Here is a 13,776-nt window from a genome sequence, read left to right as displayed (position 1 = left end):
ATTGACAGACGTTCAATGGAACCACCAGCTTTTTCTATCTCAACAACCGATGACTTTTGTCAACGGCTGATGACTTCAACATACGCCCGGCGGTGTACCTAGTCAACGGCTGATGACATAGAGTTGGTGAACGATGACAAAACGGCCCCGCAACGCCGCCCAGACCAGGGCGGACATTCTGGCCTCCGCGCGCCGCCGGTTCGCGGCGGACGGCTACGACCGCACCACTCTTCGTGCGATCGCAGGAGATGTGGGCGTGGACGCGGCGATGGTCACTCGGTATTTCGGCAGCAAGCAGGACCTGTTCGCCACCGCCACCGAATTCACCATCGAGCTGCCCGATCTGACCGATGCGGGTCCTGACGACATCGCCGACATGCTGTTGCCGCGCTACTTCGCTGTGTGGGAAGAGGACCACTCGTTCATGGCCTTGCTGCAGGCGGCGATGACCAGCCGCGTGGCCGCCGACAAACTCAACGAGACCCTCGCTGTTCATGTCGCGCCGACGCTGAAGGCCGCCACCCCCGACTATGACCAGCAGCGGATCGCGTTGACCGACGCATTCGTGATCGGGCTGGCCGCGACTCGGTCGGTGCTGGGTAACGTCCCGGCCGCCGACCTCACCCGCGAAGAGCTCCGACGATGGGCGGCACCGGTGTTTCGGCAGCTTCTGGTCGGGCCGGCGCCGTCATGAATGCGACTCGACCGCGTAACGCGGCGCAGACGCGCGCCGACATCTTGTCCGCGGCGCGCCGTCGCTTCGGATCCGAAGGTTACGAACGCACGACCCTGCGCGCCGTGGCCTCCGATGTCGGTGTGGACGCGGCATTGGTCATCCGGTATTTCGGCAGCAAGCAGGACTTGTTCGCGGCGGCAGCGGATTTCGCGATCGACCTTCCCGACCTGTCGAATGTCGATCCCGACGAGGTCGCCGCCATCTTGCTGCCCCGCTTCTTCGCGGTGTGGGAAGAGGACGAAACGTTCTTGGCGCTGTTGCGGGCCGCGATGACGAGCCCGCTCGCTGCCGAGACCCTACGGCGAGTTTTTGCCGAGCAGGTTGCGCCCAAATTGATCACCGCAACCCCCGACCATCCCGTGCAGCGGATCGGGCTGATGGGTGCGTTCGTCATCGGCCTCGCGATCACGCGATACGTGCTGGTGAATCCACCGGTGGCCGCTCTCACTCGCGAGGAGCTCAGCCGCTGGGCCGCGCCGGTGATCAAACAGCTGCTGGTCGGGCCCGCGCCGACCTGATCTCGGCGCGCAGCTTCGAAACGAGACTGTTAGTCTCGAAACCAGGACGTAGGTGGTCTCGGACAGCGCAGCTTGATCGCTCAAGGGGGTGGCGCGTGGCCAATGCTGTGACCCACCCGGGCCAAGACAGCGACTTCGCTCTCGCCGGCTTGTCCGAGCGGGCCCGGCTTTGGTTGCTCGCGGTGGCGTGCTTTGGCGTGCTGCTGGTCATCTCCTCGATGGTGGCGCTGAACACCGCGCTTCCTGACATAGCGATCGCGACGTCGGCCACCCAGACCCAGCTCACCTGGGTCGTGGACAGCTACACCTTGGTCCTCGCGTGTCTTCTGCTGCCGGCCGGCGCGCTGGGTGACCGCTACGGCAGACGGGGCGCGATGCTGGTCGGTCTGGCCATATTCGCAGTCGCATCTCTGATACCGGCCCTGCTGTCCGACCCCTTGATCGTCATCGTCTCCCGCGGATTTGCCGGTGCGGGCGCGGCGTTGATCATGCCCGCCACGCTGTCGTTGATCACCGCCGCCTACTCAAAGGAGGAGCGGAACAAAGCGGTCGGCATCTGGGCCGGCGTCGCCGGATCGGGTGCCGTCATCGGGATGCTCGGATCCGGCGCTTTGCTGAATTTCTGGTCGTGGCATTCCATCTTCTGGGCCTTCGCGGGTGCAGCCCTGACCATCTTCATCTTGACGTCGACCATCGCGAGTTCGCGGGATGCCGACGCCAAGCCATTGGACTGGCGCGGAGCCCTGGTCATCGGCGGCGCCGTGGCCACCCTCGTCTTCGGCATCCTCGAGGCGCCAGCGCGTGGGTGGACCCATCCAGTGGTGGCGACCAGCCTCGGCGTCGGAATCCTGTTGGGGCTGGCGTTCGGCTTCGTCGAAGTGCGGCAGCGTTATCCGCTGTTGGATGTGCGACTGTTCACGGTTCCCGCATTCGCCACCGGCGCCGCCACCATCACTGTCTTTTTCCTGTCGATGTTCGGCTACATGTTCCTGCTCATGCAGTACATGCAACTGATCCTTGGCTACAGCCCCAGCAAAACGGCGCTTGCACTGAGCCCGATCATGGGCCCGATGCTCGTGCTGTCCGTGCTGTCCTTCTGGTATCTGCCCCGCCTCGGTCTGCGTGCGGTCGTGTTCAGTGGACTCATGCTGATCGCGACAGGGTCGATCTGCATGCTCGGCATCAAACTGGGTTCGCCCTATTGGCGGGCAGCCTGGCCGATGTTGGTGATGAGCACCGGCATCGGACTGTGCACCGCACCGACGACATCGGTGATCATGACTACCGCGCCGGACGACAAGCAGGGAGTGGCCTCGGCGGTCAACGATGCCAGCCGGGAAATCGGTGCCGCGCTCGGCATCGCGCTCGCCGGATCGATGCTGGCCGCGCGATATGCGAAGACGTTGGCGCCCAACCTGGTCGGCTTCCCGAAAGCGGTGGGGGACGCCGCGAGCACGTCGCTGGGCCAAGCGCTGGAGGTCGCGCGACGGCTGGGACCGGCGGGTGCTCGACTGTCGGAGGTCAGCAAGATGGCGTTCATCGACGCCATGCATTCGTCGCTGTTGGTGCTCGGCGTACTGGTAGCGGTCAGTGCTGTCCTGATAGGACTGTGGGCACCCGGGCGTGACGACCAACAGCTACGGCCCGTGCGCGAATTGCTGGCGCGGCGACGCCCTAAGTAGGTGGCGCCATTCCGTCGCATCTCGTCCAGCGAACAGTCGCGATCGTCTTCATCGATTGTCGAGATGCGCCTGGTCTGCATAAATGCGGCAACGACCGAAGCGAAAGCCGGTAATCACCCTGCGGGACTGGGCCATTGCGATCAGCCTGATTTACAACGCTGTGTATTCAAAGTTCGATCGATAGTCTCCAAATTTCAGTCGCCGGTGGCCGGCAACTTTCACGATTCCGGTTATGGGTATGGAGGCGGCAATGACAGAGCCCGTGCAGCCATCGTCGCGTTGGCGCAGGTTTCTCTTCTCGGTACCGCGGCTGAATATCGTCGGCGTTGTCGCCATCGTCGTAGCGGCCAGCCTCATCGCGATCCACAACCTGCATCACGACAATTCGCCGAACCAGATTCTCAATGTCTCCTACGACCCGACCCGTGAACTGTACGCGGCACTCGATAAGACATTCGTCGACCAATACCGGCGGCAAACGGGTGTCACGGTGGAAGTCAAGCAATCTCACGGTGGTTCGGGCCGCCAGACCACCGACGTCATCAATGGAACGCAGAAAGCCGACGTCGTTTCGCTGGCGTTGCCCAGCGACGTTGACGCGCTGCGCAAACGGGGGCTGATCGCGGCTGATTGGCAACAGCGTCTGCCCAATAACTCTGTGCCGTATACGTCGACGATCGTGTTCGTCGTCCACAAGGACAATCCAAAAGGCATTCACGACTGGCCCGACCTGATCAAGGATGACATCGAGATCGTGAATCCCGATGCGCGTACGTCTGGCAACGGCAAGCTGAGCGTCCTCGCCGCCTGGGGCTCGGTGACGACGCGCGGTGGCAGCGATGCCCAAGCGTCCGATTTCGTCAGGGCCCTTCTGAGCCACGTCGTGGTCGCCGACCCGGGCGCCCGCAGCGCGGCCATAAGCTTTGCCACCGAGAAGGTCGGCGACGTGCATCTGACGTGGGAGAACGAGGCGTTACGCGAGGTGGCGGAAAACAAGGACGAGCTCCAAATCGTCTATCCGCCAGTCAGTATCCGCGCCGAACCGGCGGTCGCCTGGGTCGATGCGAATCTCGAGAACAAGAAGATCGCGTCCTACGCCAAGGCGTATCTGGAATACCTCTACACCGATGCCGCGCAGGAGACCGCCGCGCAGTACGGCTATCGCCCGATCAATCCGGAAACCCTCGCCAAACACCAGGACCGGCTGCCCGCTATCGAGCTGTTCCCGATCACCGCGATCGCCAAAGACTGGTACGACGCACGCGAGAGATTCTTCGGCAATAACGGTATCTACGACGTGGTTTCCTCTGCTCCGGCGAGAAACGCGTCCGCACACCCTCGGCGAAAGACGAAGACGCCATGAGTATTTCGGACAGATTTCACAGCCTCAACTACACCGGAGACAAAGCCCGCCGGGATCTGATCGCTGGGCTGACGGTTGCCGCGGTATCGCTGCCACAGGGCATCACCTATGCGTTGGTGGCCGGCGTCGATCCGAAATTTGGCGTGTATTCGTCGATCGTGGTGACATTCGTCGCTTCGGTGTTCGGATCATCCTCACACCTGGTCAACGGACCGACGAGCGCGATTTCGTTGCTGGTGTTCAGCTCGCTGGCCTTCCTGGATCCCGAGAATCGCACCGTGTTGTTCGAGGCGCTGTTTCTACTCGGCGTCCTCGTGGGCGTCTTCCAGATTCTCATCGCCGTGTTCAAGCTCGGTGATCTGACTCGATACATCTCCGAATCAGTCATCCTCGGATTCCTGTTGGCCGCGGCCGTCTTGATCGCGATAGGTCAGCTCGGCAACGCGCTGGGGGTGAAGGACCAGGGCAACGGCCGGCAATCGGTGCTGAAGCGTACTTACCTCACGCTGTTCCACGGTGATGCGCTGAACTACCGCGCGCTGGTCATCAGCACTGCGACCGTGGTGTTGGCCATCCTCTTGCGGCGGCTGGTCAAACGCTACGGGTTGCCGCAACTCGATTTGCTGGCGACACTGGTCATCGCGGCCCTGATCGCGTATCTGGCCGGCTGGTCGACGGAAGACCACACCGGCAAGACGGCGGTAACCCTGACCGCGAAAATTCCGCAGAGCTTGCCGCTGCCGCACATCCCGTCCGTGCAACTGAGCGAGGTGGGTCAACTCTCCGAAGGCGCGTTGGCCATCGCCTTTATCGGACTGCTCGAAGCGCTGTCGATCGCGAAAGCCATTGCCTATCAGAGCGGGCAGAAGATCGACTACAACCGGCAGATCATCGCGGAGGGCCTGGCGAACCTCACCGGCGGCTTCTTCCAGGCCCTGCCGGGCTCAGGTTCGGTGACGCGGTCGCCGATCAACTACCAGGCCGGCGCCGTGACCCGGTTCTCCGGCGTTATCGCATCGATCGGCGTCGCCGTCGTCGTGCTGTTGTTCGCGCCGCTGTTGCATTACATGCCGCGGGCGGCGCTGGCCGGACTGCTGCTGATCACGGCCGCACGACTGATCGACATCAAGCGATTGAGCTACGCGATCAAGGCATCCCGCTATGACGCGGGCCTGGTCCTGCTGACCGCGTTCACCGGCGTGCTGATCGACTTGGACACCGCGGTACTGCTCGGTGTGGCCTTGTCGATCCTGCTGTTCGTGCCGCGCGCGGCGAAGCTGAAGGCCAGGGAGCTGGTGGTGGCCCCGGAACGGGTGGTCCGCGAAAGGGTGCCCAGCGACCCGGTCGACCGGTCGATCATCATCTACGACTTCGAGGGCGAGCTCTTCTTCGGTGCCGCACCCGAACTCGAGCGTTATCTTGAAACGCTGGGACAGCGGATCAAAGAGGAGGACATCAAGTTCCTGGTGTTGCGGGTCAAGCGGGTGCGCCATCCCGACGCTGTGGTCATCGAGCGGATCGAGAAGTTCGTGCGCGAAGAATCCGATCGTGGCGTGACTGTCCTGCTCGCGGGTGTGCAAGCCGACCTGTGGAAGCTGCTGACGAACGTCGGATTCGACAAATGGTTCCCGTCCGAGCGGGTCTTTCCCGAAGAAGACGAGGAGTTCTCCGCAACGCTGAAGGCCGTTCGCTACGCCCACGCGTTACGTGGGTTCGACGAATCGGGCGCGCAGGTTCCGGCGGAGGCCGTCAGCAGCAATGGTGATTCCAAGCATTACTACTACCTGGTCTGACCCGCGTGCGGTCCGCAGACGTATTCTCGCCCAATGGCATTGGACGAGACGCATGAACCGGGACTGAACGGCCGCCGATACGTCATCGTCGGGGCAGGAGCAATCGGCGGCACGGTAGGCGGAGTGCTCGCTCGGGCGGGTGTCGCCACCGTGCTGGTCGCCCGGGGGCGTCACGCGGAGACGCTGGCGACCACAGGCTTGACGCTGAGGACACCCGACGGCATCTTCCACACGCCGGTCAGCGCGGTGACCGGCGCCGAGCGTCTGCGGTTGACCTCCGACGACGTGCTGGTGTTCGCGACCAAAACCCAACAACTGGATGTGGCGCTGCAGCAGTGGGTCGATCAGCCGGTCCACGGTCCCGACGGAATCATCGGTAGCGCCGGCGACCTGCTTCCGGCGATGACTGCCCTCAACGGCGTTGTCGCCGAGGCGAAGGCGTTGCGCTATTTCCGGCGGGTTTTCGGTGTCTGTGTCTGGTTGCCTGCCGTACACCTTGAACCCGGGGAGGTCATCGTCCGGTGCTGGCCGGTGGTGGGCCAGTTCCACATCGGACGCTGGCCGTCGCATTGCAATTCGCCTGCTGACGGTGAACTGCTGGGCGAGGTGAACATGACGTGGAGCGCCGCGGGTGTCCAGGTGCGCGTCGTCGACGATGTGGCTCCATGGAAGTACAACAAGCTACTGAGCAATCTCGGTAATTCGGTGGTCGCGCTGTCTGCCGATGGAACCGATACCACCGAAGTCGTTGCGGCGCTGCGCCATGAAGGTGAATATGTATTGCGGCATGCGGGGATCGAATTCACCTCGTTCGAGATGTCCACCGCGGCCCGAGTCGACGGGCCGACGCCGCGACCGGTGCCCGGCCCGGATACCGGCGCAAGCAATTCCACCTGGCAGTCGCTGAGCCGTAACACCGGCAATGTCGAAACCGACTACTTCAACGGCGAGATTGTCCGGATCGCCCACCAGCACGGGATCACCGCGCCGCTCAACGCCGCCTTGGCGCGTGCGTCGCGCGAAGCAGTGCGCAATCAGCTTGGGCCGAGCCGCTTTTCGGCGGCGGAACTCTCAGAACTACTGGGTACCCCGTGACGGTGATGCGCTAGAAGAAGAATCCGGCGTGTGGTGCTTCATGTATCGCGAAGAGCCGCTCGGCCGTCGCGAGCACTGACGGATTCTCCGCGTGGGCCAGCCCGGCAACGGCCAGACTGCGCCATGTCGCGCCGCCGAGCAACACGGCGGCCAGGCCGGCCACGCCGACGCGCAGTTGCGAGCGCCGGTCGGTCTGTTCGGCGCCGTCGCCGGTGATAGCAACGCTGATCGAATTGTCGGACAGCAGTGGGTCGTCGACGGCGACGACGACATCTCCGGTGCCCCCGTATTGCCTTGCAGACAACGCCTTCTCGACATCGATGACACGTAACCACGTTTCGTCGTGAGTGGCGGTCACCCGCGCCGCGCGCCGGTCGAGCAGCAGCCAGGACATCGGATCGTCGACTGGCAGCATCCAAAACACCACGCGATCAATGAGGTCGAGCCCGAGAAGAAATCGCAACAGCCCGAGGTAGGTGTTGCTGTCGGGTGCGAAGAAGTCTTCCACCGCGATGGTGCGCTGATCGCTGACAAACCACTTGTCGGTGTCGATCGGCCGGTAACGAGCGAACCCTGTTTCAGATCCCGGCTCACCGTGCACTGCGACATACCAGGGCTGCGGCGATGATTCAGACCGGAGCCGGGCACCCTGCCACCACACATCCGGGCGATCGATGGTTCCCGGACGTGACGGCCGGTTCTCGGTGTAGATCCGGGGCAGCACGTCCCACACCCGCTCGGTCTCCAGCAGGCGCACCGGCCCGCCTGTCCCGAGACCGGGGCGAAGTTCTGCTCGCCCCGTTTGGACCTCGATGGTTTGCGATGAACTCGCGACGCCGTAGCCGTACCGCTCGTAGATGGTCGCCTCCGAAGCCCGCAGCGTCGCGACGGTCTCGCCGCGCGCGGCGACGTCGTGCAGCTGATGGCGCATGAGATCGGTGGCGATGCCTTTGCGGGTGAACGACGGCAGAACCCCGACGTGCGTGACAGCAGCGTGGCCGACGATGGTTCCGCCGGGCAGGGTGAGCCCGCTCGTCACGGCATCGGCGGTGCCAACGAGTTGGCCCTTGACGAAGGCGCCGACGGTTCGGCCCCGTTCCAGCAGGGTGGTGATCTGCCCAGGTGCCAGACCCGCCAACGGCGGGAAGCCGATCATCGCGGTACGAAACAGATTCGCCGCGGCGACCAGGTCGCCTTCGCTGTCGAGCACACGGATCTCGGTGGTCATACCGACATCATGGCCTGCGGCTTGTACGGGCAGCGAAGGTTACGCCGACCAGTACGGCTGCTGCTGGATCGCATGTTCCAGAAATCCTGGTACGGCTTGCTCGTCAGCCGGGACGTTGTCGCCGTGTGCCAGCGGACACCCCACCGGTGCGCCTTGGACGATCCACACGGTCTGCACCGGCTCGTAGACCGCGGCTCCCGGCGGGGGTGAGACTAGGTCGGCAGCGAATCCCTGCGCCGATGGCCAGGTGAATCCATCGCTGCAAATCAGCTCCCCATCCGGATTTTCAGCGACGACGTGGTAGTGCGGTCCGGCGGCCGGATCCCGCCGATGTCGGCCCGTCTCGCCCGCCATCAGATGAGGGTATTAGGTGTGGGCTATCTTCAGCGACCCCGCAATGCGGTGAGCGCGCGGCGCTCGGCGGCGTGATGGGCCTCGGATATCGCGGTGTTCTCGGCGTCGGGATCCGCGAACAAGAAACTGCCCGAACCGGGGGAGCCGCCGGAGCCGAGCTTGTTCATTTTCGTCGGCACCGGAGCGCCCTGATATTCCAGCGGTAACGGTCCCAGTGGCTGGTGCAGTTCGACATAAGCGCCGTGCGGCAACCGTTTGAGGATGCCGGTTTCGATGCCGTGCTCGAGGATGGCGCGGTCGCTGCGCTGCAGCCCAACACACCAGCGGTAAGTGATGAAGTAGACGATCGGTGGCAGCACCACCATGCCGATGCGCCCGAACCAGGTGGTGGCATTGAGTGAGATGTGGAACTTCAGCGCGATGATGTCGTTCATCGCCCCCAATGTGAGTACCGAGTAGAAGGCGATGGCCATCGCCCCAATCCCGGTGCGCACCGGCACGTCGCGTGGACGCTGCAATAAGTTGCGGTGGGCTCGGTGGGCGTGGTCTCCGCTGAACCGCTTCTCCAGGAACGGATAGATCGTCAGCAACACGAACACGATGCCCATGATCATCGCGGCACCAACGGCTGCGGGCACCGTATGGTGGCCGATGTAGATCTCCCACGCCGGCCACAATCGCTGCAGGCCTTCGGTCCACATCATGTAGAAGTCCGGCTGGGATCCCGCCGACACGTGAGATGGCGTGTAGGGACCCAAGTTCCAGATCGGGTTGATCTGCAGCAGGCCGCCCATCAGGCCGAGGACACCGGTGGTCAGCGCAAAAAAGGCGCCGGACTTGACCGCGAATACCGGCATGACCCGGACGCCGACGACGTTGTTCTCGGTGCGACCGGGGCCGGGGAACTGAGTGTGCTTTTGGAACCAGACCATCGCCAGGTGCGCGCCGATCAGCGCGAGAATAATCGCCGGCAGCACCAGAACGTGCAGCGCGTAGAGCCGGGGAATCAGCGTGGTGCCCGGAAAGTCGCCGCCGAAAAAGGCCCAGTGCAGCCAGGTGCCAATCACCGGGAATCCCAGCATGATTGACGATAGTGCGCAGCGCAGCCCGATGCCGGACAACAAGTCGTCGGGCAGCGAGTATCCGAAATAACCCTCGAACATGGCCAGGATCAGCAGCAGCGAACCGATGACCCAATTGGCTTCGCGTGGGCGGCGAAACGCTCCGGTGAAAAAGACGCGAGCCAGATGAACCATGATCGACGCGGCGAACATCAGTGCGGCCCAGTGGTGTACCTGGCGCACGAACAGCCCGCCCCGTACCTCGAACGAGATGTTGAGCGCCGACTCGTAGGCGCGCGACATCTGCACACCGCGCAAGGGTTGGTACACCCCGTGATAGGGGATCTCGATCATCGACGGGTCGAAGAACAGTGTCAGATAGATGCCGGTGATCAGCAGAACGACGAAGCTGTACAGCGCGATCTCGCCGAGAAGGAACGACCAGTGCGTCGGGAAGACCTTGTTGAGCTGGCGCCGTAGTGCGGCCGAAGGGTGATATCGCTCATCGATGTCGTGGGCTTGGCGCACCGCGGTATCCGCCGGTCGGAGGTTCATGGCAACCATCCCCTCACGGCTGAAACCGCTGAGATGGGGCCCAACCGAGTTCTACTATGCAACGTAGTACCACGGAGCGTAGTACTGAATTCGGCGGGGGTAAAGAGTCGATTCGGCCGCTATTTCCCAGTGCGCTCGCGGTGTTTGCAACCGGGCCAGCAGCAAGGTCGGCGAAGGCCCTCCTCGAGTTCCTCCTGGGTCCGGCGGATGCGGCGCTTTCGGGTCGCGTCTTGTGTGGCGTCGTCGACCCAACAGATGAACTCGTTGCGCGCCAAGGGGGTGATGTCCTGCCAAGCCGCCAGTGCCGTCGAATTGGCAAGCAGCGCCTGGCGCAGGTCTGCGGGCAGCTTGTGCACCACTCCGCCGGACACCCGCTTGCCGCTCATGGACGCCAGCGTAATCCGCAGCGTGGCCGCTAGCGTGGAGGTCGCCGCCGCCTTCACACCATCAGGAGAGCTGCATGCAAGCCACGAAGATATTTGCCAACCTTCGAGTCGCGGACATCGAAGCAGCCAAGCGTTTCTACACCGACTACCTGGGGCTGACCAACGAAGAGTTCAACATGGGCTGGGTGGCCCGCTACTCCTCGGCCGACGCCGGGGCGCGGCTCCAACTGGTCACCGGCGATGCGACTGCCTCGGAAGATTCGGTGATTTCGGTCTGCACCGATGACATCGACGCGGCGTACGCGGAAGCACAGGAACTCGGCTATGACATCGTCCATCCGCTGACCACCGAAGCGTGGGGCCTGCGACGCTTTTTCGTTCGGGCGCCCGACGGCAATGTGCTCAACATCGTCAACCATCACGACTGAAATCCGATGTTTTGGACATGTGTGGAAGGGGGTATAACGCCGTTTATGACCATGTTCGAGAAACTCAATTTCATGAAACCGCTGGTTATCGGTGGGGCTGCTGCGGCAGCGATCGCCGTGATGCCCGTGGCCGCGGCTGAGGCCTCAGTGGGCTCCCCAGCCACGGCGGGACCCACCCACAGTGTCTTCAAGCAGGACCCGGGTGGCGGCGGTTGCGACTCCAACGGCAACTGTGGCTCCGGCGGCCAATTCAACGGCCCCGGCGGTGGCCCCGGTGGACAAGGTTGTCTCCCGGGTGTCGGCTGTGGCTCCGGCGGGCAGTTCGCGGGTCCGGGCGGCGTCCCCGGCGGCACCGGATGTCTTCCGGGCGTCGGTTGCGGCTCCGGCCACGGCTGAACCGCCCCAGAAGGATTGATTCATGCGGCTTGGTAACCCAGGCCGCATGAATCGTCATTCGTCCTTCAGGCTGCCGATACCGAGCGAGAAGTCCTTGCGCGGCAACCGCGCCGCGCCTTCCTGTTCCGCGACGTAGCTTTCCGGGTCGCGGTCGACGATTGACAGTCCCTTCGTGGTCGGATGTTGGGCCATGAACTCGCGGTATTGACGCCCCAGTGCTTCGCGCAGACCGATCGGTGCGTGACGACGAAAATCGGCCAGGCCTTCCCGCTCTTCTTCGCCCATGTGGTCGTCGTTGGCCAGGCGCGTTCGACCGACCGCCGCCCACCATTCGTCGCTGGCTATCGCGGCGGCGTTGGCGTCGCGCACCCCGTCGCGAATGTCGTTGTGGTCACCGATCGCATCGAGCGTCTCGCCTTCGGCGTCCTCGGTGCCGCGCGTGAGTAGTTGTGGGTAGAAGATCTTCTCTTCGATGTAGGCATGAACGTCCAGCTTGTCGGCAAGTGGACGCCACACTCGTTCCAGCGCTCGCTGATCGACTGGTGTCTGGGCTTGCAGAACATCCAGCTTGGCGAATTGTTGACGGAACCAGTCGTGGTCGGTGAGGATCAGCATGGTGATGTCGGCCATCCCGACTAGTTAATCAGCAAGCCCGCCAACGCATTGGACTTCCGCCGGCATCGGTGACTCGTCGGCGGCAGCCTTCCACCGGAACGCGAGTACGGCCGCGATGAGTGCGGCGCTGCCGGCGGCCACGGCGACGAACGCCCATCCGCGCCGAACCGCAGCGAGGTCGATACCGGGTTGGTAAATCATGGTCAGGGCCGTCGTGCCCAGCACCATGCCCAGCTGTCGTGCGGTATTGGTCACCGCCGAACCGGCTCCCCACCGGTGCGACGGCAACGCCACGCCGGTGACGGCGGAAAGACTCGGCATCACCAATCCCACGCCCGCGCCGGTAAACAGTTGCGCCGGTAAATAGTCGGTGAAGTAATCAGGCACGGGACCAATGGTGCAGAGCCAGATCCCGATCCCGACGACATAGAGCGCTGCACCGGTCGCGGCGACGACGGCGATGCCGAGCTTGTCGATCAGTCGGCCGGCCAGTGTCAGCGACACAACGACCACGACGATCGGACCCGGCGCCAGGCACAAGCCGGCGACGGCCGGCGGCATGCCCCAGACGGTGGTGAGAAGCATCACGCCGCCCAGCAGCATCGCGCCATGGGCCGCGGAAAACACCAGCAGCGCAAGGCAACTCGACCACATCGGCAGCACCCGTATTGCGGCCAGGTCCACCGCGGGCGATCGATGACCCAGCGAACGCCACACCGCCAGGGTGATCGCACAACCGGCACCGATGGCGGCCAGCAGCACCCTCGGCGCGTGCCAGCCGGTGACCGGTAGCTCGATCAGGGCCCACACCAGCGCCCCAACCCCTACCACCAGGCAGAGCGCACCGAATAGATCGGGAATGCCGCTACCGGCGCCCGGGGCCTTGCTCAGCACCAGGAGTCCGGCGACCAGCGCCAGCAGCCCAACCGGAACATTGACGAAAAAGATCCAGCGCCAGGACAATTCGACCAGAAACCCGCCAACGGGAGGCCCGAGCGCCGCTGCCATGGCAGCGATGGCAGACCACGTGCTGACCGCAACCGCACGCCGGGCGGGCGGAACCGCGGCCAGCAGCAGTGCAAGCGAACTCGGCATCAGCATCGCGGCGCCCAGAGCCTGGACGACACGGGCGGCGACCAGCGCGACAAACGATCCGGACAGCCCGCACGCGGTGGAGCCCAGGGTGAACACGACCAGGCCGGTCAGAAAAATCCGGCGGTGGCCGTATCGGTCGCCGAGCCGGCCCGCCGGATTCATGAAAGCAGCGAAGACGAGCGTGTAGGCATTCAGGATCCACGACATCGCTCCGAAGTCCGCTGCGCCGAAGGTCTGACGAATCTCGGGGAAGGCGATGTTCACGATGAACAGATCCAGGCTGGCCAGGAATCCCGCGGTGGACACCACGACAAGCGTCGCCGTAGGACGCGTTGTTGCTGTCTGCGTCGTCGTTGCCACGTCTGCCTCGCGGTTGCACTCGCTGACCGATCGAGCGCGATGCACGACCGCTGGATATAGCAAACTGTACCTAGCCGATCATTCCCGGGGTACCGCCGCGCGAGTGGGATC

Annotated in this window: 14 protein-coding genes; 8 read left to right on the top strand and 6 right to left on the bottom strand. The window is 63.9% G+C overall.

Annotation, left to right across the window (positions count from 1 at the left end; translation table 11 throughout):
* The first annotated feature begins 133 nt into the window (after positions 1-133).
* The 6 genes from WAN02_RS07360 to WAN02_RS07335 all read left to right on the top strand — a co-directional run bounded on the left by WAN02_RS07360 (position 134) and on the right by WAN02_RS07335 (position 7,187).
* Positions 134-694: a TetR family transcriptional regulator gene (locus tag WAN02_RS07360; protein ID WP_422263505.1), complete on the top strand. Its 561-nt coding sequence runs from the start codon at positions 134-136 to the stop codon at positions 692-694.
* Positions 691-1,254 carry a TetR family transcriptional regulator gene (locus WAN02_RS07355; RefSeq protein ID WP_422263504.1) on the top strand — a complete coding sequence of 188 codons (564 nt, stop codon included), beginning with the start codon at positions 691-693 and terminating at the stop codon, positions 1,252-1,254. Before WAN02_RS07360 ends, WAN02_RS07355 begins: the two co-directional genes overlap by 4 nt.
* Positions 1,255-1,349: 95 nt before the next feature.
* A complete protein-coding gene (locus WAN02_RS07350; protein WP_422263503.1) occupies positions 1,350-2,936 on the top strand; it encodes an MFS transporter in 1,587 nt (528 codons plus the stop codon).
* A 250-nt stretch (positions 2,937-3,186) separates the two neighbouring features.
* Complete coding sequence (locus WAN02_RS07345; RefSeq protein WP_422263502.1) at positions 3,187-4,299, top strand: sulfate ABC transporter substrate-binding protein; 1,113 nt, start codon at positions 3,187-3,189, stop codon at positions 4,297-4,299.
* On the top strand, positions 4,296-6,092 hold the full coding sequence (locus tag WAN02_RS07340; RefSeq protein ID WP_422263501.1) for a SulP family inorganic anion transporter: 1,797 nt from the start codon (positions 4,296-4,298) through the stop codon (positions 6,090-6,092). Before WAN02_RS07345 ends, WAN02_RS07340 begins: the two co-directional genes overlap by 4 nt.
* 33 nt (positions 6,093-6,125) lie before the next feature.
* Positions 6,126-7,187, top strand: a complete 1,062-nt coding sequence (locus WAN02_RS07335) for a ketopantoate reductase family protein (protein ID WP_422263500.1) — start codon at positions 6,126-6,128, stop codon at positions 7,185-7,187.
* 10 nt (positions 7,188-7,197) lie between these two features.
* On the opposite strand, the gene WAN02_RS07330 is transcribed toward WAN02_RS07335, so the two are convergent.
* From WAN02_RS07330 to WAN02_RS07315, 4 genes are all read right to left on the bottom strand, one after another.
* On the bottom strand, positions 7,198-8,415 hold the full coding sequence (locus tag WAN02_RS07330) for a GNAT family N-acetyltransferase (RefSeq protein ID WP_422263499.1): 1,218 nt from the start codon (positions 8,413-8,415) through the stop codon (positions 7,198-7,200).
* Positions 8,416-8,454: 39 nt separating this feature from the next.
* Positions 8,455-8,769, bottom strand: coding sequence for a hypothetical protein (locus WAN02_RS07325; RefSeq protein WP_422263498.1), 315 nt, complete (start codon positions 8,767-8,769; stop codon positions 8,455-8,457).
* Positions 8,770-8,798: 29 nt separating this feature from the next.
* Positions 8,799-10,385 (bottom strand): cytochrome b, encoded by a 1,587-nt coding sequence (locus WAN02_RS07320; RefSeq protein WP_422263497.1) that lies wholly within the window; start codon positions 10,383-10,385, stop codon positions 8,799-8,801.
* Positions 10,386-10,504: 119 nt separating this feature from the next.
* Complete coding sequence (locus WAN02_RS07315) at positions 10,505-10,771, bottom strand: YdeI/OmpD-associated family protein (RefSeq protein WP_422263496.1); 267 nt, start codon at positions 10,769-10,771, stop codon at positions 10,505-10,507.
* Positions 10,772-10,845: 74 nt separating this feature from the next.
* On the opposite strand from WAN02_RS07315, the gene WAN02_RS07310 reads away from it, so the two are divergent.
* On the top strand, positions 10,846-11,199 hold the full coding sequence (locus WAN02_RS07310) for a glyoxalase superfamily protein (RefSeq protein WP_422263495.1): 354 nt from the start codon (positions 10,846-10,848) through the stop codon (positions 11,197-11,199).
* Between the two features lie 72 nt (positions 11,200-11,271).
* The gene (locus WAN02_RS07305) at positions 11,272-11,595 is read left to right on the top strand and encodes a PE-PGRS family protein (RefSeq protein ID WP_422263506.1); all 324 of its coding nucleotides are present in this window, start codon (positions 11,272-11,274) and stop codon (positions 11,593-11,595) included.
* 54 nt (positions 11,596-11,649) lie between these two features.
* Here WAN02_RS07305 and WAN02_RS07300 read toward each other — a convergent pair whose 3' ends face one another.
* Both WAN02_RS07300 and WAN02_RS07295 read right to left on the bottom strand, forming a co-directional pair.
* Complete coding sequence (locus WAN02_RS07300) at positions 11,650-12,225, bottom strand: hemerythrin domain-containing protein (RefSeq protein ID WP_422263494.1); 576 nt, start codon at positions 12,223-12,225, stop codon at positions 11,650-11,652.
* A gap of 9 nt (positions 12,226-12,234) precedes the next feature.
* Entirely contained in the window at positions 12,235-13,611 is a 1,377-nt protein-coding gene (locus tag WAN02_RS07295) for an MFS transporter (protein WP_422263493.1), read from the bottom strand.
* Positions 13,612-13,776: the final 165 nt, after the last annotated feature.

It is taken from the genome of Mycobacterium sp. (assembly GCF_049281135.1).
Taxonomy (GTDB): Bacteria; Actinomycetota; Actinomycetes; order Mycobacteriales; family Mycobacteriaceae; genus Mycobacterium.
This window is presented reverse-complemented; position numbering and strand designations above follow the sequence as displayed.

Excerpts from the sequence above, each read along its gene's own strand:
- WAN02_RS07300 (WP_422263494.1), bottom strand. The coding sequence starts at position 12,225 with ATGGCCGACATCACCATGCTGATCCTCACCGACCACGACTGGTTCCGT.
- WAN02_RS07305 (WP_422263506.1), top strand. The coding sequence starts at position 11,272 with ATGAAACCGCTGGTTATCGGTGGGGCTGCTGCGGCAGCGATCGCCGTG.
- WAN02_RS07360 (WP_422263505.1), top strand. The coding sequence starts at position 134 with ATGACAAAACGGCCCCGCAACGCCGCCCAGACCAGGGCGGACATTCTG.
- WAN02_RS07355 (WP_422263504.1), top strand. The coding sequence starts at position 691 with ATGAATGCGACTCGACCGCGTAACGCGGCGCAGACGCGCGCCGACATC.
- WAN02_RS07320 (WP_422263497.1), bottom strand. The coding sequence starts at position 10,385 with ATGAACCTCCGACCGGCGGATACCGCGGTGCGCCAAGCCCACGACATC.
- WAN02_RS07310 (WP_422263495.1), top strand. The coding sequence starts at position 10,846 with ATGCAAGCCACGAAGATATTTGCCAACCTTCGAGTCGCGGACATCGAA.
- WAN02_RS07325 (WP_422263498.1), bottom strand. The coding sequence starts at position 8,769 with ATGGCGGGCGAGACGGGCCGACATCGGCGGGATCCGGCCGCCGGACCG.
- WAN02_RS07345 (WP_422263502.1), top strand. The coding sequence starts at position 3,187 with ATGACAGAGCCCGTGCAGCCATCGTCGCGTTGGCGCAGGTTTCTCTTC.
- WAN02_RS07330 (WP_422263499.1), bottom strand. The coding sequence starts at position 8,415 with ATGACCACCGAGATCCGTGTGCTCGACAGCGAAGGCGACCTGGTCGCC.
- WAN02_RS07335 (WP_422263500.1), top strand. The coding sequence starts at position 6,126 with ATGGCATTGGACGAGACGCATGAACCGGGACTGAACGGCCGCCGATAC.
- WAN02_RS07340 (WP_422263501.1), top strand. The coding sequence starts at position 4,296 with ATGAGTATTTCGGACAGATTTCACAGCCTCAACTACACCGGAGACAAA.
- WAN02_RS07315 (WP_422263496.1), bottom strand. The coding sequence starts at position 10,771 with ATGAGCGGCAAGCGGGTGTCCGGCGGAGTGGTGCACAAGCTGCCCGCA.